The organism is Frankia alni ACN14a (assembly GCF_000058485.1).
In the GTDB taxonomy this organism is placed as follows: Bacteria; Actinomycetota; Actinomycetes; order Frankiales; family Frankiaceae; genus Frankia; species Frankia alni.
Genome location: NC_008278.1, coordinates 1,055,526 through 1,077,953 on the forward strand (window position 1 = coordinate 1,055,526; position 22,428 = coordinate 1,077,953).

Here is a 22,428-nt window from a genome sequence, read left to right on the forward strand (position 1 = left end):
GTCGAGGCCGGTGAGCCGGCCCGGGTCGAACTCGCGATCGGCGGCATGACCTGCTCGTCCTGCGCGGCGCGGGTGGAGCGCAAGCTCAACCGGATCGACGGCGTGAGCGCCTCGGTGAACTACGCCACGGAGAAGGCGACCATCACCCTCGCCCGGCCGGCGCCGGCCGACACGGCAGGCACGGGGGGTCCCGTGACGATCGACGAGCTGATCGGGGCCGTGCAGGCCGCCGGCTACACGGCAAACCTGCCCGCCGCCGCGATGCGGCCGCCCGCCGGGCAAGGCCGCGCGACGGCGACCGCGACAGGAGCGGGCGGTTCGACCGCCGTCGGTTCGACCGCCGTCGGCTCGGACGACGCCACGGAGTCCACCGGCGATGCGGCCGGCGCCGGCGGCGATGCGGAAAGCGCCGCGGACGACGAGGCAGGGCGCCACGGCGCGGATCTGCGGGCGATGCGCCGGCGCCTGACCGTCTCGGCGGTGCTGGCGCTGCCGGTGGTCGTGCTCGCGATGGTGCCCGCCTGGCAGTTCGACTACTGGCAGTGGGTCAGCCTGGCGCTGGCGACACCGGTCGTCTTCTGGGGCGGCCGCCCCTTCCACGCCGCGGCGGCTCGCGGCGCCCGGCACGGTGCGGCCACCATGGACACCCTGGTCTCCCTCGGCACGCTCGCGGCCTTCGGGTGGTCGCTCTACGCGCTGGTCTTTGGTGGGGCCGGTGACCCGGGGATGCGGCACTCGTTCTCGTTCACCGGCGGCCTGTCCGACGTCGGCACCGGCACCGCCGGTGCGGGAATGTCCCACGGCGGCGGAATGTCCCACGGCGCCGGCGGGCACTCCGGCGGCGCCACCGCGATCTACCTGGAGGTGGCCGCCGGGGTCACGGTGTTCCTGCTTGCCGGACGGTTCCTTGAGCTGCGTGCTCGGCGCCGCTCCGGTGCCGCGCTGCGTGCCCTGCTGCACCTCGGGGCGACGGACGTGACGGTCCGCCGTCCGGTGTCCGGGCCCGGGGGTCTGATGGTCGAGACGCGGATCCCGGTCGACGAGCTGTGCCCCGGCGACGAGTTCGTCGTCCGCCCCGGCGAGAAGATCGCGACCGACGGGGTCGTGCTGGAGGGGGTCTCCGCGGTCGACGCGAGCATGGTCACCGGCGAGTCGGTGCCGGTGGAGGTCGGGCCGGGGGATCCGGTGGTCGGCGCGACCGTGAACGCGGGTGGTCGTCTCATCGTGCAGGCCACCAGGGTCGGCGCCGACACGCAGCTCGCGCGTATCGCGCGGCTCGTCGAGCAGGCCCAGAGCGGCAAGGCGCGCGTCCAGCGGCTGGCCGACCGGATCTCGGCGGTCTTCGTCCCGGCCGTGATCACGGCCGCGTTGATCACCCTGGGTGCCTGGCTCGCCGCCGGGCAGCCGGCGACGGCCTCGTTCACCGCCGCGGTCGCCGTCCTGATCGTCGCCTGCCCGTGCGCGCTGGGACTGGCCACCCCGACCGCCCTGCTCGTCGGCACGGGGCGGGGTGCGCAGCTCGGCATCCTCATCCGTGGCCCGGAGGTCCTCGAATCGACGCGGCGGGTGCAGACCGTGCTGCTCGACAAGACCGGCACGGTCACCACCGGCAGGATGCGGACGGCCGCCGTCCACCCGGCGCCGGGGGAGAGCGCCGCCGACGTGCTCCGCCTGGCCGGGGCGGCCGAGGACGCCAGCGAGCACCCCATCGCCCGCGCCGTCGCCGACGCCGCCCGGGCCGCCGCCGGCGGGTCGCTGCCGCCGGTGACGGACTTCGCCAGCGACGCCGGGCTCGGCGTGCGCGGCACCGTCGAGGGCCGGGCGGTCGTCGTCGGCCGGGCCCGCCTGTTCGCCGAGCTGCCGGCCGAGCTCGCGGACGCCCTGGCGCGGGAGCGCGATGCCGGGCGCACCGCGGTCGTGGTCGGCTGGGACGGCGCCGCGCGCGGGCTGATCAGCGTCGCCGACACGGTCAGGCCCACCGCCGCGGAGGCGGTCGCCGCCCTGCGCCGCCTCGGCCTGCATCCGGTCCTGCTGACCGGGGACGCCCACGCCGTGGCCCGCGCGGTCGCCGCCGAGGTCGGGATCGCGCCCGAGGACGTCATCGCCGAGGTGCTGCCCGAGGAGAAGGTGGCGACGGTCCGCCGGCTGCAGGGCGAGGGCCGGGTCGTGGCGATGGTCGGCGACGGGGTGAACGACGCCGCTGCGCTGGCCCAGGCCGACCTCGGGCTGGCGATGGGCGGCGGGACCGACGCGGCGATCGAGGCGTCCGACCTGACCCTGGTCAACGCCGACCCGCGGCTGGTGGCGGACGCGATCCGGCTGGCCCGGGCCACCCTGCGCACGATCCGGGGGAACCTGTTCTGGGCCTTCGCCTACAACCTGGCGGCGCTCCCGCTGGCCGCGGCTGGGCTGCTCAACCCGATGATCGCCGGCGCGGCGATGGCGTTCAGCTCGGTCTTCGTCGTGACGAACAGCCTTCGCCTGCGTCGGTTCGCCCCGCTGCCGCCAGCCGGCCCCGCGGCGTTGCCGTCCGCGCGGCCGGCCCCCACGGTCGCGGCGCGCTCCTAGGCCGGGGCCTCCAGGCGGGGGAACACCGGGGCGGGGTCGGCGACGCGGGGACCGCCGTCGCCGCACTGGGCGGCGATGCGCGGCGCCGCGTCGGGCAGGAACGGGGTGAGATGCGCCGCGAGTTCCCGGCAGGTGGCGACCAGCTCGGCGAGCACGGCGTCGAGGGCGGCGGGGCCCGCGTCCTCCTTGCGCTCGGCCTTGGCGAGGTCCCAGGGACGCGCGGCCTCGACGTAGCGGTTGCCCTCGTTGCCGATCGCCGTGACGGCCTCGGCGGCGCGGCGGAAGTCGAACGCGGTGAACGCCGCATCGATCGTCGCCGGGGCCTGCTCCCGAACCGCCCGCAGCGCCGCTGCCCCCGGGTTGTCCGCCGCGACGGGCGGGATCACCCCGTCCCGGTAGCGCTTCACCATCGACACGGTCCGGTTGACCAGGTTACCGATGTTGTTCGCCAGGTCCTCGTTGGCGCGGGCGAGCAGCCGCTCGGTGGTGTAGTCGGTGTCGCCGCTGCGGGCGACGTCGCGCAGCATCCACCACCGCAGCGCGTCGGTGTTGGACGCGGCGACGATGTCCGCCGGGTCCTCCGCGTTCCCGGCCGACTTGGAGATCTTCTGGCCGTCCGCGGTGAGGTACTCGTGCACGAAGATGGTGTCGGGCAGGCGCACGCCGGCGGAGAGCAGCATCGCCGGCCAGTAGACGGCGTGGAACCGGATGATGCCCTTGCCGATGACGTGGACGCGGGCGTCGCTGTCGTTCCACCAGTGCTGGAAGGTGGCGTCGTCGGTGCCGTACCCGGGTGCGGTGATGTAGTTGCCGAGGGCGTCGAACCAGACGTAGATGACCTGGTCGGGATCGCCGGGCACCGGAATGCCCCAGCCGCGCGCCCGGCTCATGCTCCGGGATGCGCTGAAGTCCTCCAGCCCGGCCTCGATGAACGACAGCACCTCGCGCTTGCGGGTGGCCGGCTCGATACGCAGCCGGTCGGTGGAGATGAGCTCGTGCAACTGGTCCTGATAGCGGCTCAGCCGGAAGAACCAGTTGCTCTCCTCGACGAGGTCCGGCACGGTGCCGTGCTCCGGGCAGCGGCCGTCGACCAGCTCGTCGGGGGAGTAGAACAGCTCGCAGCCGACGCAGTACAGGCCGGCGTAGCTCTTGCGGTAGAAGTCGCCGCGCTCGGCGCAGGCCGCCCAGAGCTTCTCCACGCCGGGCCGGTGCCGCGGGTCGGTGCTGGTCTTGATGAAGTCGTCGAAGGAGAGGCTCAGCGGCTCGCGCAGGGAGATGAAGCGGGCGGCCACCCGCTCGACGTATTCCGCGGGGGTGATTCCCTCGGCCTCGGCGCCCTGGACGTTCTTCAGCGCATTGTCGTCGGTGCCGGTCTGACACCGGACCTCGTCACCGCGCGCCCGCAGGTGCCGGGCGAACGCGTCGGTCTCGACCAGCTCCAGCGCGTGCCCCACGTGCGGCTTGCCGTTGACGTACGGGATGGCCGTCGTCACGAAGTAGCGACCCATCGGTTTCGGATCCTCCCGCCCCGGTGCGCAACCTCGCTGATGAGGCTCCGTCGGGGCCTCATCGGTGGTCTGTCAGGACGCGCGGAAAAGGCCGGATGGCATGGACATCAGCATCATCCGGGGGCTCGCCGCCTCGGCGGTGACACGTGCCGTCGACACAGGGAAATCCTACCCGCCCGCCCCGACCGCGGCCGCCGCGCACGACCCGGCCCGCCTACGGCTTGCGGGCCACACCGGCATGGACACTGACCTCGGCGTCGGTGAGTCCCCCCGCCGACCACCTCCCCCCGCCGGCAGACGGCCACGTTGTGGTGGCACACCCGCGGCACGGCAGCGGCACGCCTGTGGGGTGATCGGTGAACAACGCACGGCTGACCGGGAGTGGTGTGCCGTGGGCATCCGATCATCCGCCAGGTAGCAGCATGTGACCGAAGGAATGCCGTGCCTCGCAGCCGCCTCCGTCCCGGACTCGCCATCCTCGCCGGGACGCTCCTCCTCGCCGCCTGCGCCGACGACCGAGCGTCGGGTGCCCCGACACCTGGCGGTGCCGTCACCACGGGGATCTCCGCGACGCCGACCGCCACCGCGGGCACAGCGACGACGAGCACGACCACCACCCGCACGCCGACGACCACCCGCACGCCGACGACCACCCGCAGGCCGACCGCGAACCGCACACCGAGCACGAGCACGACGCCGGTCCGGTCGGAAGCCGCCCTGGACGGCGATGTCGACGGTGACGGTCGACCGGACACCCTGACCATCCCCCGGCCGGGGACGCTCCAGGCCCGTTACACCGGCGGAGGCACGGACTCGGTCCGTTTTCGGGCCGGCGACCCTGCGTTCGTCGACATCCACGTCCTCGGTGCGGCCGACGCCGATCGCGATGGCCACGCCGAGGTGTTCGTTCAGGCCGACCAGGGCGCGTCCGTCCGGACCGCGGCCGTCTTCCGCTACGTCGACGGTCACCTGCGCCTGGTCACCCTCGCCGGGAGTCAGGCCGGGCTCGCCTACGGCGGATCAACCGGTTTCGTCGCGACGTGGGCGTGCCGCCCCGCCGCCGTCCCCGCCGCGGCGGTCGTCACCGCGTCGGGGCCGAGTGACGCGTCCGGCGCGTACACGGTGACCCTCGACTACTACCGATTCCAGCAGGCCAGCCTGGTGCCGCTCGCCCACCGCACTGTCGGCCCCGGCCCCCTCGACAGTCTGCCCGGCATCCGTGACGGGGTCTCGGGAGAGGCCGGCTGCGGGCAGGCGCGGCTCAACCCATGACCGGCCTGGTGCCAACCGGCGTAGCGATACGACGGGTCACAGCAACCGACGGGTCACAGCGACCGGAAGAAGCGGGAGTGGGAGAAGCGACTATCGGGCGTCGACGGCCTCGGTCATGACCTTGGCGAGCCGATCGGGAGCGTCGAGCATGACGAAGGTGGAACTGTCGGGGATCTCGACCAGTCGGGCGTGCGGGAACGCCTGCTCGAGCCGGCGGGCGTGGTCGAGCGGAAAGAGCTTGTCGTCTGTGCCCCAGGCCAGCACGACGGGCCGGGAGAACCGTTCGATCGCGGTAGCCGCCCGCATGGTCAGGGCGGGGTCGAGGGATGCCGTCACGCGCACCGCCTCCCGTCTGGTACCGGAATTCGTCGCGAACTGCCCGAAAATCTCGTCCTGCCTTGCCCGAGGCACAGCCGTCGCGCAGACCGCCTTCAGGAAGAACGCACGGCCGCGCCCGCTGGCGAGCGCGCCCAGCACGACAGCGCCGAGCCGGCGGCTGGTTCGGCACAGCCGGACGATGTGCCGGAACGACCCCGGCGGGAAGTGCTCGTAGCTGTCACAGTTGGTCAGGATGAGCCCGCCGATGCGGGACAGGTCCAACGAGTCGTCCCCCAGGGCGGTGAGGACCAGCCCGCCGCCGGTGTCGTTCGCGACGACCGTCACGTCGTCCAGGTCGAGAAGCTCGATCAGATGGACGATTCGACGGGCGGCCGCCCCGGCGCTCAGGTCCGCGTCGCCCACCGGCTCGTGCGCGCCGAGGGGCCAGGTCGGGACGATGCAGCGGTACCGGTCGCCGAGCGAGGCGACGAGGTCCTTCCACAAAGCGCCGGTCACATAGACGCCGTGGACGAACAGGAACACCGGCCCGGTACCGGTATCGGTGTAGCTGACCGATACCCCGTCGACTCGGCACTGGTTGACGGCCATCGCCGCCTCCCTTTCCGCGGCCCTGGGCCGTCTGAGCTGTTGGAGCCCGCCTGGCGGTACCGGTTGTACGCCTCGGCTCCGCGACGAGGGCGATGCTGACCTGTAACCGGGCGATTGTCCTACTGCACGGCCTGGCCGTGCTCTGCCTCGCCGGCTCGGATCGCCGACCTGCCCGACGTCCGCTGGTCTTACTCATCCACCGGCGTCGGTCGCCTTGACTTCATGGTGACTTCAGGTTTGAGGGTGGTGGGCGACCGGGTGTGGTGGAGACTCCGCCGGACGGCCCGGGCCGAGGAGGACCGTGATGGCAGGCAGTTCGCCCAGGACAGCCCCCGACCGTCCAGGTGCGCCGAACCCGCGGGCCGGTGAGATCGGCCCCGCGCACGCAGGTGCCCGGGCGAACGCTTCCGCCGCGCCCTGGCGGGATCCCAGTCCGTCGGCCGGGACGCTGGCCGAGCCGGCAGTATCGCCGCCGCCTGGGGGAATCGACCGGCAGACCCGGCTGACGCTGGCCGTGCTGGTGCTCGGCGGGCTGATGGTCGTGCTCGACGTGACCATCACCAACGTCGCGATCCGCAGCCTCTCCCGCGACCTGCACGCCCCGTTGGCGGTGATTCAGTGGGTCACCACCGGGTACACGCTGGCGCTGGCGGTCGCGGTGCCGACGACCGCATGGCTGGCCGCACGCCTGGGCACCCGCCGCGTCTACGTCGCCGCGCTGGCCCTGTTCGGGCTGGGCTCGCTGCTGGCGGGGCTGGCCCCGAACATCGGTTCGCTGGTCGCCTTCCGAGTGCTGCAGGGCATCGGCGGTGGGCTGGTCAACCCGATCGCGATGACGATCGCGATGCGCAGCGCGCGGCCGGAGGTCCGGGGCCGCACGATGGGCGTGCTGGGCCTGCCCGTGCTCGTCGGCCCGCTCGTCGGGCCGACGCTCGGCGGCTGGCTCGTCGAGTACTCCTGGCGGTGGATCTTCCTGATCAACGTGCCGATCGCGCTGGTGGCCATCCCGCTGGCGCTGTGGCTGCTGCCGCGAGACGCGCCCGCGGGTGCCCGCGAGCGGCTCGACGTGCCGGGGCTCGTGCTGATCGGGCCGGGGCTGGCCGCCGTCGTGTACGGGCTGGCGGAAAGCGGCCGGCGCGGCACCCTGGTTTCGGCGGCCGTGCTGGTCCCGGCGCTGCTCGGCCTGGCGCTGTGCGTCGTGTTCGTGCTGCGGGCGCTGCGGCTGCGCACGCGCCGCCCGCTGGTCGAGGTGCGCCTGCTGGGACGGCGGGCCGTCGCCTCCGGGGCCGGCACGCTGGGTCTGTTCGCGGCCGCCTACTTCGGCTCGATGTTCATCGTGCCGCTGTACTGGCAGCTCGTCCGGGGGCAGAGCCCGGCGGCGGCCGGACTGCTGGCCATCCCGCAGGCGCTGACCACCGGGGTGTCGCTGCAGGTCGCGAGCCGGCTGATCGACCGGATTCCGCCGGCGCGCGTCGTCGGGGCGGGCATCGTGATCGCGACCGCCGGCCTGCTGACCACCCTGCTGCTGCTCGAACGGGACACGCCCTACTGGCAGCTGCTCACGTCGATGGCGGTGACCGGGATCGGGACCGGTGCGACGATCATGCCCACGATCACGACGGCGATGCGTCACCTGCCCGACCGGGACACCGCCGCCGGCAGCACCCTGCTGAACATCACCAACCAGGTCGCCGTCTCCGTCGGCACCGCGCTGACGTCGGTGCTGCTCGCGTCGAACCTGGCGAGCCGGGCCGGCCTGGACCAGGGCGCCGACCTCTCCGGCGACATCCCCGCCACCGCGGCCGGCGGCGTGGTCGCGGCCTTCCGCCACACCCTGCTGCTCCCGTTGGCCCTGATGGCGGTGGCCGGGGCGGTGGCGCTCCTGTTGCTGCCCCGCCCACCCCGGCCCGCCCCCGCACCGGCGCAGCCGGCCGGCCCGGCGCGCTGACGCTCACGCCCGCGCTGGTGCCCGTGACGGGCTGATCCCGTGCAGGAGGCATACGTGTCGACCCGGTGTCCGGCAGAAGCGCGACGGATAACTCGGTCCACGACGCAGGCGGTGGCGATCCGGTCATTCCCTGTTCACCTACCACGGTTGACCAGGGCTGATGTGCCACATTCGTCTGCGGGGGCAGGTAGATGGTCCCTAAAGACGGTTGATATCAGTCCGGCGCTAGAGTGGGAGTTCAGGCTCGCCAGAACGTATGCAGGTCAACGGTCAGAGCCGCACTCCCGGCACAGGAGGGCGGCCAGCCTTCCGTCGATTGAAGGGGATGCCTCCCGAAATGGGCTCTCGAGTGCTGGCTCTCGGCCATTATCAGCCGACCAGAATACTGACAAACGACGACCTCACGGAGCTCGTCGACACGAGCGACGAATGGATCAGAACGCGGGTGGGCATCCGCACCCGGCATATTGCTGGAAAAGACGAGTCCGTGGCGGACATGGCTGCGCAAGCCGCAGAAAAGGCCCTGGCCAACTCCGGACTCGCTGCCGACGAGATCGACCTGGTCGTGGTGGCCACGTGCACGGCCGTGGACCGCTCTCCGAACACGGCGGCCCGGGTGGCTCTCCGCCTGGGGATCCCTGCCCCTGCGGCCCTGGACATCAACACCGTGTGTTCCGGATTCTCCCACGCCCTGGCCACGGCCGACCACGCCATCAGCGCGGGCTCCGCGACCAGGGCACTGGTCATCGGCGCGGATAAACTGACCGCCTTCACCGACTGGACCGACCGGACGACCTGTGTGCTGGTAGGCGACGGTGCCGGCGCCCTCGTGGTCGTCGCTGCCGAGCAGCCGGAGATCAGTCCCGTGGTCTGGGGATCCGTGCCCGACATGGGACATGCAATTCGCATCCAGACCCCGACGAACACCTTCTCCCAGGAGGGGCAGGCCGTTTACCGCTGGGTGACCACCGCGCTGCCCGCTGTCGCCCGGCAGGTGTGTGAACGTGCCGGCATCACCCCCCAGGAACTGGGTGGCGTGGTGCTCCACCAGGCCAATCTGCGGATCATCGAGCCCCTCGCCCACAAGATCGGTGCGGTGAACGCCGTCATCGCCCGCGACGTGGTGGAATCCGGTAACACGTCCGCCGGCAGTATCCCCCTGGCCTTCTCCAAGATCGTCGAACGCGGCGAGATTCCCAAGGGCGCCCCGGTGCTGCTCTTCGGCTTCGGCGGTGGTCTGTCCTACGCCGGCCAGATCGTGCGCTGTCCCTGAGGCCGGCACCGCGCGCATCGCGCCGAAGGCGGCGATCGCGCAGAACCAGTAGACGTCGAGAGAATTGCCCAGCGGGTCGGGGGTGTCGCCGGTGAGGAGCACGGCCATGACGGCGACCCCGACGGCGCCGCCGAGTTGGCGCGCGGTGAGCGTCAGCCCGGTGCCGACCGAGAATCGGATCGGGGGCACCGAGACGGCCGAGATCGAGGACAGCCCGGTGAGCACGGCGCCGATCCCGACGCCGCCGACGATCCCCGCCGGCAACCAGATCGCGGCGAACCGTGGCTCGTGGCCGAGGGTGGCCGCCATGAACGCGCCGACCGCGGCGAAGAGCGCGCTGCCGAGTACGACCGCGAGGAATTGCGCCTTCGGCGTCGCGCGGGGTGAGAGTGCTCACGCCCGAACGGGCCATCCGCGGGGTGGCCCGGCCGGAAAGTCCGCTGCTGCGGCGAACCACCCGTCGGGGGACCCCCGGCTAGGCCAGGCTCGCCTATCGATCAGTCGTTCGGCGCCGGGCGCGTGGCCGTTGCAGCGGGCACTATCAGGACAACGTCGCCATCCCTCCGCCTCCGCCCCGGGCCCGGCATCCCTGCCGAACCGCCCGCGACGGCGGTCCGGAAGGTGGCCTCGGAGCTGCTGGCGGGCGCGATCCGCGTCCCCGGCCGGCCGGGGTCCGGCGCACAGACCGCCGCCGGTGGGCGGCCGGGGCAGACCCCCGTCCACCGGCGGCGCTCCACCGGCGCTTCGCCGCCACGCCGACGGGTGGCGGCTGGCGTGCCGCTGGCCACGCGAGGCGCAGGTGACCGAGTGGACCTGCGAGGATCGTGGGCATGGTGGTTCCCTCTGCCGCGCCGGCCTCCGAAGAGCTGTTCCGGCGTGCCGAGCGTGTCGTTCCCGGTGGGGTCAACTCCCCGGTCCGCGCCTTCCGGGCCGTCGGCGGCACCCCGCGTTTCATGGTGTCCGGCAACGGCCCGTATCTGACGGACGCGGACGGGCGTACCTACGTCGACCTGGTCTGCTCCTGGGGGCCGATGATCCTCGGCCACGCCCATCCCGCCGTCGTCGAGGCGGTGACCCGGGCGGTGTCCGCCGGCACCAGCTTCGGCACGCCGACGCCGGGCGAGGTCGAGCTCGCCGAGCTGATCGTGGAGCGGGTCGGCCCGGTCGAGAAGGTGCGTCTGGTCAACTCCGGCACGGAGGCGACGATGAGCGCCGTGCGGCTGGCCCGGGGCTTCACCGGCCGGTCGACGATCATCAAGTTCGCCGGCTGCTACCACGGGCACGTCGACGCCCTGCTCGCCGCCGCCGGCTCCGGCGTGGCCACCCTCGGACTGCCCGACACCCCCGGCGTGACCGGCGCCGCGACCGCCGACACCATCGTCCTGCCCTACAACGACCTCGCCCTGGTCGAGGCCGTCTTCGCCGAGCGCGGCGACACGATCGCCGCGGTCATCACCGAGGCCGCCGCGGCCAACATGGGCGTGGTCCCGCCGCTGCCCGGCTTCAACGCCGGGCTGCGCCGGCTGTGCGACGTCCACGGCGCGCTGCTCATCTTCGACGAGGTGATGACCGGCTTCCGGATCTCCCGCGCCGGCTGGTGGGGCAACGAGGGCGCCATCGAGGACTGGTCGCCGGACCTGTTCACCTTCGGCAAGGTGATGGGCGGGGGGCTGCCCGCCGCGGCCTTCGGCGGCCGCGCCGACGTGATGGCGCGGCTCGCGCCCGCCGGCCCGGTCTACCAGGCCGGCACCCTGTCGGGTAATCCGATCGCGGTCGCGGCGGGCCTGGCCACCCTGCGGGCCTGCACCGACGACGTCTACGCCACCGTCGACGCCCGCGCCGTCGACGTCGCCGGCATCGTGTCGACGGCGCTCACCGAGGAGGGCGTCGCCCACCTGCCCAGCAGCGCCGGCTCGCTGTTCAGCTTCTTCTTCACCGACGCCGCGGCCGTCGTCGACTACGCAGGCGCCCAGGCGCAGCACGCCGCCCGCTACGCCGCGTTCTTCCACAGCATGCTCGACGCGGGGATCTACCTGCCGCCGTCGGCGTTCGAGGCGTGGTTCGTCTCGGCCGCCCACGACGACGCCACGATGGAGCGGATCGCCGCCGCCGCGCCCGCCGCCGCCCGCGCCGCCGCCGCCGTGCCCGAACCGGCTCCCGTGCCCGCGACCAGCGGGGGCCGGTCGTGAGCGGCCCGGCGCTGGAACCGGCGGACGACGAGCCGGGGCGGGGCCCGCTGACACGGGTGCACCTGGTCCGCCACGGGGAGGTCTTCAACCCGGAGAAGGTCCTCTACGGCCGGCTGCCCGGATTCGGGCTGTCCGAGACGGGCCACCGCCAGGCGAAGGTGACGGCGGAGTTCCTCGCCGGGCTGGACGTCGCCGCCGTGGTCGCGAGCCCCCTGGACCGCGCGCAGCAGACGGCCACTCCCATCGCCGCCGCCCACGGCCTGCCCGTCGAGGTCGACCCGAGGCTGATCGAGAGCCGCAACGCCTTCGAGGGCAAACCGTTCGAGGCGGGCCCCGCGGTCCTGCGCTACCCGCACCTGTGGCGGCTGCTGGCCAACCCGTTCCGGCCGTCGTGGGGCGAGCCGTACACCGAGATCGCCGAGCGGATGCTCGCCGCCGCCGCCGAGTGGCGCGACGCCCATCCCGGGCGGCACGTCGTGCTGGTCAGCCACCAGCTCCCGGTGTGGACGGCGCGGCGGGCGCTGGAGGGGGTGCACCTGTGGCACCGTCCCGACCGGCGTCAGTGCGGCCTGGCCAGCGTCACCACCGCGGTCTACCGGGGACGGGAGCTCGTCGGGATCGAGTACGCCGAACCGAACGGCCCGACCGCGAACCTGCCCGGATCGGTCGGCGCCTGACCGGCCCAAACCCGCCCCGGCCGCCCGCGCCGCCTGAACCCGCCGTCGTCGGCGGCGGTGCCGGTGACGCCGATGTCGGCGGCGTTGGCGGCGTTGGCGGCGGTGTCGGTGATGGCGGGTTCGGCGCTGTCGGTGTCGATGCGGTGCTGCCGGTGCTGCGCTGCCCGGTGTGCGCCGGCGCGCTGCATCGGGACGGCGGTGCCCTGCGTTGTGCCACCGGGCACGGTTTCGACCTCGGGCGCGGCGGTTACGTGAACCTGCGCACCGGCCGCGCCCGCCGGGTCGCCGGCGACACCGCCGCCATGGTCGCCGCGCGGGAGTCCTTCCTCGGGGCCGGGCACTACCGGCCGCTCACCACCCGGCTGGCCGAGCTCGCGACCGCCGGGCCGCCCGCCGTCCGAACGGCGCAGGCCCCGGGCCGGGAGGCGGGCACGATCACTCACCCCGCCTCGCGGGCCGATCCGGGGCTGGCCGATCCGGGGCCGGCCGGCGCAGGGCCGGTGGTGCTCGAGATCGGGGCCGGCACCGGCCATCACCTGGCCGGAGTGCTCGCCGCGCTGCCCGCCGGGGCGGCCGGGGTCGCGGTCGACGTGTCGAAGTACGCGCTGCGCCGGGCCGCGCGGGCCCACCCCCGGATCGGCGCGGTCGCGTTCGACGCCGCCGGCCCGTGGCCGGTCGCCGACGGCTGCGTCACCGTGCTCCTCGACGTCTTCGCGCCGCGCAACCCGGCCGAGATGGGCAGGGTGCTCCGACCAGACGGGTTGCTCATCGTCGTCACCCCCGAACCGGGCCATCTCGCCGAGCTTCGGGACCCGCTCGGGCTGGTCGGGATCCAGCCGGACAAGGGCGACCGACTCGACGAGCGGATCGCCGACCGGTTCGCCCCGGCCGCCGTCGAACGCCTGGACATTCCGCTCGTGCTGTCCCCCGACGAGGCCGTCGACCTGGCCCTGATGGGCCCGACCGGCCACCACCGCACGGCCGAGGACCTGCGTGCTCGTGCGGCGGCGGCCTGGCCGCGGCGTCACGCCGCGGTGACCGTCCGCCTCGCGGTCCGGTGCTATCGGCCGCGCGGATGAGGGACCGTTCGCTGCGCGATACCCGGCGGCGTCACCCCTTTGGTCATCCCGTTCAGGACCGGACCAGCCGTCGGCCCTGGCCTGCCTGCGCGGCGGTGCCCGGAGGGCGCCGGGACGGCCCGCACGGACACCGGCGGTCACACTCGACGGCCGGACACGGCTCGGCCGACGATGGAGGTTCGGAATGGACATGGGACTGCTCGGGCGGATCGCCGTCGTCACGGGGGCGAGCCGGGGCATCGGCCTGGCGGTGGTTCGGGCCCTGGTCGCCGAGGGCGCCACGGTGGTGGCCGGAGCCCGTCGCAGCTCGCCCGAGCTCGACGAGCTGGCGGCCGGCGGCGCGGTGCGGGTCCACCTGGTGGATCTGGCCACCCCCGACGGTCCGGCCGCGCTCGTCGAGCGGGCCGGCGAGCGGGTCGACATCCTGGTCAACAACGTCGGTTCCGCGCCCGCCCGGACCGGCGGGTTCGGCTCGGTCACCGACGAGATGTGGCTCGGAACACTCAACCTGAACCTGCTCGCCGCGGTGCGGGCAACCCGGGCGGCGCTGCCGCTGATGCTCGCCGCCGGTGGCGGATCCATCGTCACGATCAGTTCGGTGAACTCGGTCCTCGCCGATCCGGCGGTCATCGACTACTGCGCGGCGAAGGCCGCGCTGGCGAACTTCTGCAAGTCGCTGGCCCGGGAGGTCGGTGGCCGGGGCGTGCGGGTCAACACGGTCAGTCCCGGCCCGGTCGCCACCGACCTGTGGCTCGGGTCCGACGGCGTCGCCGCCACCGTCTCGCGAGCCACCGGCGCGGATCCCGCGAGCGTCGTCGACGCCGCGGCCGGCAGCTCCGTGACCGGCCGGTTCAGCACACCGGAGGAGGTCGCTGCCGCCGTCGTCCTGCTCGCCGGGGACCGCAGCGGGAACATCACCGGCGCGGACCTCCGGGTCGACGGGGGGATGGTACCCACCTGGTAGCCGCCGAGCCCAGTGGTGTCCGCCGTGTCGAACTCCACGCGCGCCGGCCAGCCTGGCCGCCTACGCTGAGTTGAGTTCTACAGTTGGTCGTAGACGGGTTCCGGGCCGGGAAGGGGCAGGGCACATACTGGTTCGCGTGGCGGAGAAGGGACGGCGGTCCGCGTCGGGTGACAGGTCGGACACGCCGGTGGCAGACGTTGTCCACGACCGGTTCGCCGGGTCGCGCCGGCAGCGGACCAGGATGAGGCGGGTCGGGTTCGTCGCGGTGATGCTCGCGGTGGCGGGGTTCGCGGCGGCCTGTTCCGGCGGGGGAGGCACGGTCGACGCGACCGGCGGCGGAGGCTTCAACTTCGTCCAGCAGTCCGCCGGCAAGGACTTCGTCCCGGCCGGGAACCGGCACGAGGCGCCCCGACTGGCCGGGAAGAACCTCGACGGTGCCGACTTCGACGTCGCGTCCCTGCGCGGCAAGATCGTCGTGGTCAACTTCTGGGCCTCGTGGTGCGCTCCCTGCCGGGCGGAGACGCCGGGTCTGGTGCGGCTCTCCAAGGCGAACCCGACGGTGGCGTTCCTCGGCGTCAACGAGAAGGACCCGTCGGGCGCCAAGGCCTTCGTGCGTGACAACGGCGTGCCGTACCCGAGCGTCGTCGACCGGCTGGGCACGCTCGCCGCTGGCTGGCCGGTCGCCCCGGGACTGCCGTCGACCTTCGTGCTCGACGCGGACGGGCGCATCGCGGCCCGGTTCACCGGCCCGGTCGTGCCCGACGACGACCTCAAGCCCGTGCTGACCCGGTTGCAGGCCGAGGCGTGAGCGGGCGGCGGCCGAGCGGGACGGGGGACCCGCGGTGAGCGTGGTCGGGCTCGTCACGGACGGGCCCGTGCTGCTCGCCGCCCCGGTCGCGGCGGCCGCCGGGCTGCTGTCCTTCCTGTCACCGTGCGTGCTGCCCCTGGTGCCCGGCTACCTCAGCTTCATCACCGGCCTGTCCGGCGAGGAGCTCCAGGACCGCCAGCGCCGCCCCGCTCGGCCACCGGCCAGCTCGCCCGAGCCCGAGCCCACGCCTGCGGCGGCCATGGCCGCCGCCGTGGCCGCGCCGCCGCTGCCGGCACCGGCCGGCGCACCGCTGCGGGTCGGCCGGGTCGGTCCGTTCGCGGCCGGCGACGGGCGCAATGCCGGCGACGGGCGCAACGCCGGCGACGGGCGCAACGCCGGCGACGGGCGCGTCGGTGACGTCGGCGACGTCGGTGACGTCGGAGGTGCCGGGAACGGCGCGGGCGGTGGGTGGTTCGCGGGTCTCGGGCCGCGGCTGGGCCGGCTGCGCGTCGGCGGGCGGGTCGCCGCCGGCACCGGCCTGTTCGTGCTCGGGTTCACCGCGGTGTTCGTCTCCTTCGGTGCGGCCTTCGGCGGACTCGGTCAGTGGCTGGTCCGCCATCAGGTCGGGGTGAGCCAGATCCTGGGGGCGTTCACCATCGTCATGGGTCTGGCCTTCGCCGGGATGTTCTCCCGGATGTCCTGGGCGAACCGCGAGTGGCGCATCCACCGGCTGCCGCGCCCCGGCCTGCTCGGCGCGCCGGTGCTCGGTGTGCTGTTCGGCATCGGCTGGACCCCCTGCCTCGGCCCCACGCTGGCGGCGGTGCAGGGGCTGGCGGTGACGAGTGCGACGGCCGGGCGGGGCGCGTTCCTCTCCGCCGTGTACTGCCTCGGACTCGGGTTGCCGTTCCTCGCCGTCGGGCTCGCCTTCCGGCGTGCCGTCGGCGCCCTGCACCTGCTGCGGCGACACACCCGCGCCCTGACCCTGGCCGGTGGCGTGCTGCTCGTCGCGGTCGGGGTGCTTCAACTCACCGGGGAGTGGGCCGACCTGATCGCGAACCTGCGGCCCTATGCCCCCGGCTTCTCGGAGACGCCGCTGTGACCTCTTCCACCCGTCCCCACCAGCCTGCCGGTGCGGCCACCGACCTCGCGCCGAAGCCGGGCCCCGGCGACCCGGCCGCGGCCGATCCGGCGGGCACCCTGGATTCGGCGGGCACCATCGACGAGGAGGCCGTCGGGTTCGACCCGGACTCCTCGGGCGGGCGTCGACTGCCCGAGGGGCACGCCGATGCCCGCGTCGCCGTCGCGCCGGACGCGTTCGCGCCACCCGGGGCCGACCGGGCTGACGGGCTCGACCCGGACCCGGCCCCTGCGGGGGGAGCTCGCCGCGCCGCAGCCGGAGGTGCTCGCCGCGCCGCGGCCGGGGGGGCCGACGGCGCCGGCGGGCAACCCGGCCCGGCGCCGGGCGGGACCCGGGCCGGGCGGCATCCGGCGTTGGCGCTCGCGGTCCGCTCCTGGCGTCAGCTCACCAGCATGCGCACCGCGTTGGTACTGCTGTTCCTGCTCGCCCTGGCCGCCGTGCCGGGGTCGCTGCTGCCACAGCGCAACATCAACCCGATGCGGGTCGATCAGTACCTGTCGAAGCACCAGACCCTCGGGCCCCTGCTCGACAAGCTCTCCGGCTTCGACGTCTTCGCCGCCCCCTGGTTCGCGGCGATCTACCTGCTGCTGTTCATCTCGCTGATCGGCTGCCTGTCGTCGCGCATCCGCTGGCATGCCAGGGCGCTGTTCACCGCCCCGCCGAAGGCGCCGGCGCGGCCCGGCCGGCTGCCGGGTGGCAGTGCGTGGACCAGCCCGCTGGCCCCCGCCGACGCGACGGCCGCCGCGCGCGCGGCGCTGCGCCGGCGCCGGTTCCGCGCCAGCGTCGCCCGCGCCGGGACGCGGCGGCCGGACGGTTCGGCGGACCACTCCGTCGCGGCCGAGAAGGGCTACCTGCGCGAGACGGGCAACCTCGTCTTCCACGTCGCGCTGGTCGGGCTGCTCGCCGCGGTCGGCTTCGGCTCCTGGTTCGGCTACCAGGGGACCACGCTCGTCGTCACCGGGGACAGCATGGCCAACACGATCATCTCGTACGACCAGTTCAGCGGCGGCAAGCTCGTCGACACCGCGAAGCTGCGCCCGTTCTCGCTGACGCTGAACCGCTTCGCGGCCGCCTACGAGCCGAACGGCGAGCCGTCGGACTTCCGCGCCGACGTCACCTACTCGCCCGACCTGGACGCACCGACCCGGCAGGCGACGATCCGGGTGAACCATCCGCTGGTCCTCGGCAACGCCAAGATCTACCTCATCGGGCACGGGTACGCCCCGCACTTCGTCCTGCGCGACGCCCGGGGCCGGACCGTCTGGCAGGGCAACGTGCCCTGCACCCCGCGCGACGGGATGTTCACCTCGACCTGCACGGTCAAGATTCCCGACACGGGCCTGGCGCCGCTCGGCGTCCGCAAGGAGCCCCAGCAGCTTGCCTTCAGCGGCGTGTTCACCCCGACGACGCACCTCGACCCGACCCAGGGCTACGTCTCGACCTTCCCGGCGGCCCGCGCACCCGGCCTGACGATCACCGGTTTCGTCGGCAACCTCCACCTCGACGAGGGCGTGCCCCAGAACGTGTACACGGTCGACACCCGGGACATGCGCCAGCTCACCCTGACCGGCCCGGCCGGAGCGGCCCGCAACGCTCAGGTGCTCGCTGTGAACAACCCCCGGCAGCGGACCCTGACCGGGCTGCCCGGCGGGCTGAGCCTCGAAGCCGACAGCGTCGCGGAGTTCGCCACCTTCCAGGTGAAGTCCGACCCGTTCAAGCGGGAGGCCCTGATCTTCGCGGTGCTCATCATCGTCGGGCTGATCGCCAGCCTGCGGGTGCACCGCCGCCGCCTGTGGGTCCGGGCGAGCCCGGCGCCCGGCGGCGGTTCCGTCGTCGAGATCGGCGGCCTGTCCCGGTCGCACGGGGACGGCTTCGTCGTCGAGCTCGGCCAGCTCACCACCCTCGTCCGCGAGGCCACCGGCCCGACCGGCGGACGGGATCCGGCGCCGTCGGCGGGGTCGCCGGGGTCGCCGGGGTCGCCCGAGTCGGCGGGTCCGGCGGCACCGTCCGGGGCCGTGGCACCGCCGGACACGTCCGCGGCGCCGGGCACTGGCGCCGCGGCGCCGGGCACTACGGAATCGCGCGGCACCGCAGCCGGTGGCGCCGCGTCGAACGCCAGCGAACGGGAGCACTGATGGCGGTCAACGAGGGCGTAGCCAGCCTCTCCGATCATCTGTTCGGCAGCGGCATGGCGGTCTACGCCGCGGCCATGCTCGGCTACGCGGCCGAGTTCGCGTTCAGCCGCCTGGGCGCGCGCCGCGGTGCCGCGGAGCTGGCGGTCGAGGTTCCCGCCGCCCGCGCGGCCGATCGGCCGGCCGTGCTCGTCGGGGCCGGCGCCCCCGCGGACGCCGGATCCGTCGCGGAGATCGACCCGGACGATCCCGCCGCGGCCGCGCTCGCGGCGGCGCGCGCCCGCGAGATCGAGGCGGTGCGCCAGCGGGACACCGCCGCTCACACCCTGGTCGCCGGCAACGACGGCGACGTCGAGGTGCCCGCCCGCGCCCAGTGGATCGGGCGGATCGCCGTGCTGCTCACGGTGGTGGGCTGGGCGCTGCACCTGGGCTCGGTCGTCACCCGTGGCATCGCGGCGGACCGGGTGCCCTGGGGCAACATGTACGAGTACTCGTCGATGATCTGCCTGATCGCGGTCACGACGTTCCTCGCCCTGATGACCCGGCAGCGGGTCCGCTGGCTGGGCGTCTTCGTCATGGTGCCGGTGGTGCTCTACCTCGGCTTCGCCGGCACGGTGCTCTACGTCGCGCCCGGGCCCCTGGTGCCCGCGCTCAACTCGTACTGGCTGAAGATCCACGTGGTCGGTGCGATCGTCTCCAGCGGGGTGTTCCTGATCTCCGCGGTGACCACGGTGCTGTTCCTGGTCAAGGAGCGCTGGGAGAACCGGCTCGCCGAGGTGGCGGCCGGCCGGGCCGACGCCAGCCGCGCGATGCAGAGCCGCGGCGGCATCGTGATGCGCCTGCCGTCGTCCGCGGCTCTCGACACCCTGTCCTACCGGGTCATCGCGTTCGCGTTCCCGATCTGGACCTTCGCGATCATCGCCGGGGCGATCTGGGCCGAGGCGGCGTGGGGCCGGTACTGGGGCTGGGACCCCAAGGAGACCTGGTCGTTCATCACCTGGGTCTGCTATGCGGCCTACCTGCACGCGCGGGCGACCGCAGGCTGGCGGGGCCGGCGGGCCGCCGCCATCTCCCTGGTCGCGTTCACCGCGCTGTTCGTGGACTACTACCTGGTGAACCTCGTTATCACCGGCCTGCACTCCTACGCGGGCGTCTGACCAACGGCGGCCGCCGACCCAGGGTCGGGCGGGGCCCCGGGCCTCCGGGGCCCCTGCACGCGTCCCTGGTGGTGATCAGGGGCGCGGACGACGCGGTGGCGTCCACGCCCCCGGAGCGTGCCACGGTCACGAACCGGTGACAGCCGGCTTGGGGACGTGCGGGTATCGCGGTGCGATGGGCCCGGTTCTCGGGTTCACCGGGCAGAACGCACCGCACCCGGCCCTGCCGGCAGGATCGCCCTCGCGGCCGAGCGTGGCCCCGGGTCCCGGAGCAGTCTCGGACGGCCGAGCTCGGTTCAGCTCGGCCGTGACCGGTGTGGCCAGGTGCGGGTGCACGCGGTGCCGCATGGGCCGCCCGGGCGTGTGGTGCGGCCCGGGCGTGGGTGCGGCCCGGGCGTGGGTGCCGTCCAAGTGTGTGGTGCGGTTCGGGCCGAGCGGGTATGGCCTTGGGGGGATAGGGCGGTGCCGCCTCGGCTTGGGGCAGGGGCGGTGTCAGCCGCGGGCGGACGGCGGCTCCGCGTCGCCGCCGCGGATGCGGTCCGCGAGCTCGCGGAGGAACTCCGGGTCGTCGTCCGGGCCCTTGGGGCGCACGGCCGGGCGCCGGGTACCCATCCGCGAGCCGGGCCGTCCCAGGCCCCCCTCGCGGCGGTCGACGTCCCAGGTCGGACGCTGGCCGAAGGCCGGGTGGTCCGAGACCGCGCGCCGCGGCGGGCGCGCTCCGAGCCCGTTCGCCCGCGGCCGTCCGAAGAAGTACCACGCGACGGCACCAGCGAGGGCGAAGAGAACCACGACCACGATCCAGATCGGTTTGGACAGACCGCGTACCTCGTCGGACGGGGTCCCGAACACGTCGGCGACCATGTACGCCCAGAAACCGATGAACACGAAACTCAGTGCGAGGCCCAGCACAGGCTGGTCGCTCCTTCCGCTCTCCTTGATCGATTACATCCGGTTCGACATATCGGGTATGAACATCGGTCGGCGGGTGTGTAGTCCCGGCCCTACGCGGCATCGCCGAAGGGGGCAGACGAGCGTGCGGCGCCCTCCCCGGAGAGCGCACATGTCGCGGTGATGGCCGGCCCGTGTATCCCTAGTGTGCCCTCCGGCCCCGGCCCGCGTCCGGCCGGTCCGCCATCAGCCGCTGCCGGCGTCCGCCCGCTTACCGTTACAGCCGCGCGTCGTGACTCCCCGGGTTTCAACTGTGACGGATGGTGGGAGCCCGGACGGCCGGGCGCGCCGGCTGCCAGGATGGAGGCATGGCCTGGGCGGATCTACGTGCGTTCCTCGCGCATCTCGAACGGCGAAAGGACCTGCGGCGGATCTCCGTGCCCGTCGACCCCCACCTGGAGGTCACCGAGATCGTGACGCGGGTGGTCCGCGAGCGCGGGCCGGCGCTGCTGTTCGAGTCCCCCCGCGGCGCCGACATGCCGCTGGCCATCAACCTGTTCGGCACCGAGGCCCGGATGGCCACCGCGCTCGGGGTCGACCGCCTCGACGAGATCGGCGACCGGCTCGCCGCGCTGCTGCGCCCGGAGCTGCCGACCGGCCTGTCCGGGCTGCGCGACGCGCTGGGCAAGGCCGCCTCGCTCACCTCGATCCCGCCGCGACGGGTCCGCACCGCGCCCTGCCAGGACGTCGTGCTCAAGGGGCCGGACGTCGACCTGTTCCGGCTGCCCGGCGTGCACGCCTGGCCGAACGACGGCGGCGCCTTCCTCAACCTCGGCCTCACCCACACCCGTCACCCGGAGACCGGCGCCCGCAACCTCGGGATGTACCGGCTGCAACGGCACGACGCGCGCACCGTCGGCATGCACTGGCAGATCCACAAGGACTCCAACGCCCACCACGCCGTCGCCGAGCGGCGCGGGGAGCGGCTGCCCGTGGCGATCGCGTTCGGCTGCGACCCGGCGGTGACCTACGCCGCCTCCGCGCCGCTGCCCGCCGACATCGACGAGTACCTGTTCGCCGGCTACCTGCGCGGCGAGCGGGTGGAGATGGTCGACTGCCTGTCCGTGCCGCTGCGGGTGCCGGCGAACGCCCAGATCGTGCTGGAGGGCTGGCTCGAGCCGGGCGCACGGCTGCCCGAAGGCCCCTTCGGCGACCACACCGGCTTCTACACGCCGGTCGAGCCGTTCCCGGCGCTGCACGTCGACGTGATGACGATGCAGCGCGACCCGGTCTTCCAGACGATCGTCGTCGGCCGCCCGCCGCAGGAGGACGGGCCGATGGGCAAGGCCACCGAACGCATCTTCCGCCCCCTGATCAAGATGATGATCCCCGAGATCGTCGACTACGACCTGCCCGAGGCCGGCGTCTTCCACAACTGCTGCATCGTCTCCATCGACAAGCGTTTTCCCAAGCACGCGCAGAAGGTGATGAACGCGGTCTGGGGCGCCGGGCTGCTGTCGCTGTCGAAGCTGATCGTGGTGGTCGACGCCGACTGTGACGTGCACGACTACGCCGAGGTCGCCTGGCGGGCGTTCGGCAACGTCGACTACGCCCACGACCTGATCACCACGATCGGCCCCGTGGACCATCTCGACCACGCCTCCTACGAGCAGTTCTGGGGCGGCAAGGTCGGGGTGGACGCGACGCGCAAGCTGCCGACCGAGGGCTACCGCCGCGAGGGCGGCTGGCCCGAGGAGATCGTCATGGACGACGCCGTCCGGGCCCAGGTGACCCGCCGCTGGAAGGAGTACGGCCTGTGACCACCTCTTTTCGCCTGTCCAGAGGGATATTTCGGACACCAATGCCTCCGGACAAGCAGGAGAGGCGACGGGTGGGTGCG

Annotated in this window: 16 protein-coding genes; 13 read left to right on the plus strand and 3 right to left on the minus strand. The window is 73.7% G+C overall.

The window, feature by feature from the left end; genetic code table 11:
• Positions 1 to 45 precede the first annotated feature (45 nt).
• On the plus strand, positions 46 to 2,568 hold the full coding sequence (locus FRAAL_RS04245) for a heavy metal translocating P-type ATPase (RefSeq protein WP_231861670.1): 2,523 nt from the start codon (positions 46 to 48) through the stop codon (positions 2,566 to 2,568).
• Here the strand turns inward: FRAAL_RS04245 and FRAAL_RS04250 are convergent.
• Positions 2,565 to 4,076 carry a methionine--tRNA ligase gene (locus FRAAL_RS04250; RefSeq protein ID WP_011602217.1) on the minus strand — a complete coding sequence of 504 codons (1,512 nt, stop codon included), beginning with the start codon at positions 4,074 to 4,076 and terminating at the stop codon, positions 2,565 to 2,567. The genes FRAAL_RS04245 and FRAAL_RS04250 overlap by 4 nt on opposite strands.
• 441 nt (positions 4,077 to 4,517) lie before the next feature.
• Here FRAAL_RS04250 and FRAAL_RS34590 point away from each other — a divergent pair, with 441 nt between their 5' ends.
• A complete protein-coding gene (locus tag FRAAL_RS34590; protein WP_231861502.1) occupies positions 4,518 to 5,348 on the plus strand; it encodes an FG-GAP repeat domain-containing protein in 831 nt (276 codons plus the stop codon).
• Positions 5,349 to 5,438: 90 nt separating this feature from the next.
• Here the strand turns inward: FRAAL_RS34590 and FRAAL_RS04260 are convergent, their stop codons facing one another.
• Positions 5,439 to 6,275, minus strand: a complete 837-nt coding sequence (locus FRAAL_RS04260) for an alpha/beta fold hydrolase (protein ID WP_011602220.1) — start codon at positions 6,273 to 6,275, stop codon at positions 5,439 to 5,441.
• A gap of 304 nt (positions 6,276 to 6,579) precedes the next feature.
• Between FRAAL_RS04260 and FRAAL_RS04265 the strand changes: the two genes are divergently transcribed.
• The 10 genes from FRAAL_RS04265 (at position 6,580) to ccsB (ending at position 19,640) form a co-directional block, all read left to right on the plus strand.
• Positions 6,580 to 8,223 (plus strand): DHA2 family efflux MFS transporter permease subunit, encoded by a 1,644-nt coding sequence (locus FRAAL_RS04265; protein ID WP_041938831.1) that lies wholly within the window; start codon positions 6,580 to 6,582, stop codon positions 8,221 to 8,223.
• A gap of 337 nt (positions 8,224 to 8,560) precedes the next feature.
• A complete protein-coding gene (locus tag FRAAL_RS04270) occupies positions 8,561 to 9,496 on the plus strand; it encodes a beta-ketoacyl-ACP synthase III (RefSeq protein ID WP_011602223.1) in 936 nt (311 codons plus the stop codon).
• Between the two features lie 830 nt (positions 9,497 to 10,326).
• The gene (gene hemL / locus FRAAL_RS04275; protein ID WP_041938832.1) at positions 10,327 to 11,685 is read left to right on the plus strand and encodes a glutamate-1-semialdehyde 2,1-aminomutase; all 1,359 of its coding nucleotides are present in this window, start codon (positions 10,327 to 10,329) and stop codon (positions 11,683 to 11,685) included.
• Positions 11,682 to 12,362 (plus strand): histidine phosphatase family protein, encoded by a 681-nt coding sequence (locus FRAAL_RS04280; protein ID WP_011602225.1) that lies wholly within the window; start codon positions 11,682 to 11,684, stop codon positions 12,360 to 12,362. The genes hemL and FRAAL_RS04280 overlap by 4 nt, the downstream gene beginning before the upstream one ends.
• Positions 12,363 to 12,505: 143 nt before the next feature.
• A complete protein-coding gene (locus FRAAL_RS04285; RefSeq protein ID WP_041938833.1) occupies positions 12,506 to 13,441 on the plus strand; it encodes a putative RNA methyltransferase in 936 nt (311 codons plus the stop codon).
• 184 nt (positions 13,442 to 13,625) lie between these two features.
• The gene (locus tag FRAAL_RS04290; RefSeq protein WP_011602227.1) at positions 13,626 to 14,405 is read left to right on the plus strand and encodes an SDR family NAD(P)-dependent oxidoreductase; all 780 of its coding nucleotides are present in this window, start codon (positions 13,626 to 13,628) and stop codon (positions 14,403 to 14,405) included.
• A gap of 241 nt (positions 14,406 to 14,646) precedes the next feature.
• Positions 14,647 to 15,213: a TlpA family protein disulfide reductase gene (locus tag FRAAL_RS04295; RefSeq protein WP_050997008.1), complete on the plus strand. Its 567-nt coding sequence runs from the start codon at positions 14,647 to 14,649 to the stop codon at positions 15,211 to 15,213.
• A 34-nt stretch (positions 15,214 to 15,247) separates the two neighbouring features.
• Entirely contained in the window at positions 15,248 to 16,312 is a 1,065-nt protein-coding gene (locus FRAAL_RS04300) for a cytochrome c biogenesis CcdA family protein (RefSeq protein ID WP_011602229.1), read from the plus strand.
• Positions 16,309 to 18,486 (plus strand): cytochrome c biogenesis protein ResB, encoded by a 2,178-nt coding sequence (gene resB, locus FRAAL_RS04305; protein ID WP_011602230.1) that lies wholly within the window; start codon positions 16,309 to 16,311, stop codon positions 18,484 to 18,486. Before FRAAL_RS04300 ends, resB begins: the two co-directional genes overlap by 4 nt.
• Positions 18,486 to 19,640, plus strand: a complete 1,155-nt coding sequence (ccsB, locus tag FRAAL_RS04310; protein ID WP_011602231.1) for a c-type cytochrome biogenesis protein CcsB — start codon at positions 18,486 to 18,488, stop codon at positions 19,638 to 19,640. The genes resB and ccsB overlap by 1 nt, the downstream gene beginning before the upstream one ends.
• Positions 19,641 to 20,132: 492 nt before the next feature.
• Here ccsB and FRAAL_RS04315 read toward each other — a convergent pair whose 3' ends face one another.
• Positions 20,133 to 20,549 carry a PLD nuclease N-terminal domain-containing protein gene (locus tag FRAAL_RS04315; RefSeq protein ID WP_011602232.1) on the minus strand — a complete coding sequence of 139 codons (417 nt, stop codon included), beginning with the start codon at positions 20,547 to 20,549 and terminating at the stop codon, positions 20,133 to 20,135.
• Positions 20,550 to 20,896: 347 nt separating this feature from the next.
• On the opposite strand from FRAAL_RS04315, the gene FRAAL_RS04320 reads away from it, so the two are divergent.
• The gene (locus FRAAL_RS04320; protein ID WP_041938834.1) at positions 20,897 to 22,348 is read left to right on the plus strand and encodes a menaquinone biosynthesis decarboxylase; all 1,452 of its coding nucleotides are present in this window, start codon (positions 20,897 to 20,899) and stop codon (positions 22,346 to 22,348) included.
• The last annotated feature ends 80 nt before the right edge of the window (positions 22,349 to 22,428 follow it).

Excerpts from the sequence above, each read along its gene's own strand:
- FRAAL_RS04245 (WP_231861670.1), top strand. The coding sequence starts at position 46 with ATGACCTGCTCGTCCTGCGCGGCGCGGGTGGAGCGCAAGCTCAACCGG.
- FRAAL_RS04295 (WP_050997008.1), top strand. The coding sequence starts at position 14,647 with ATGAGGCGGGTCGGGTTCGTCGCGGTGATGCTCGCGGTGGCGGGGTTC.
- hemL (WP_041938832.1), top strand. The coding sequence starts at position 10,327 with ATGGTGGTTCCCTCTGCCGCGCCGGCCTCCGAAGAGCTGTTCCGGCGT.
- ccsB (WP_011602231.1), top strand. The coding sequence starts at position 18,486 with ATGGCGGTCAACGAGGGCGTAGCCAGCCTCTCCGATCATCTGTTCGGC.
- FRAAL_RS04250 (WP_011602217.1), bottom strand. The coding sequence starts at position 4,076 with ATGGGTCGCTACTTCGTGACGACGGCCATCCCGTACGTCAACGGCAAG.
- FRAAL_RS04265 (WP_041938831.1), top strand. The coding sequence starts at position 6,580 with ATGGCAGGCAGTTCGCCCAGGACAGCCCCCGACCGTCCAGGTGCGCCG.
- FRAAL_RS04260 (WP_011602220.1), bottom strand. The coding sequence starts at position 6,275 with ATGGCCGTCAACCAGTGCCGAGTCGACGGGGTATCGGTCAGCTACACC.
- FRAAL_RS04320 (WP_041938834.1), top strand. The coding sequence starts at position 20,897 with ATGGCCTGGGCGGATCTACGTGCGTTCCTCGCGCATCTCGAACGGCGA.
- FRAAL_RS04290 (WP_011602227.1), top strand. The coding sequence starts at position 13,626 with ATGGACATGGGACTGCTCGGGCGGATCGCCGTCGTCACGGGGGCGAGC.
- FRAAL_RS04270 (WP_011602223.1), top strand. The coding sequence starts at position 8,561 with ATGGGCTCTCGAGTGCTGGCTCTCGGCCATTATCAGCCGACCAGAATA.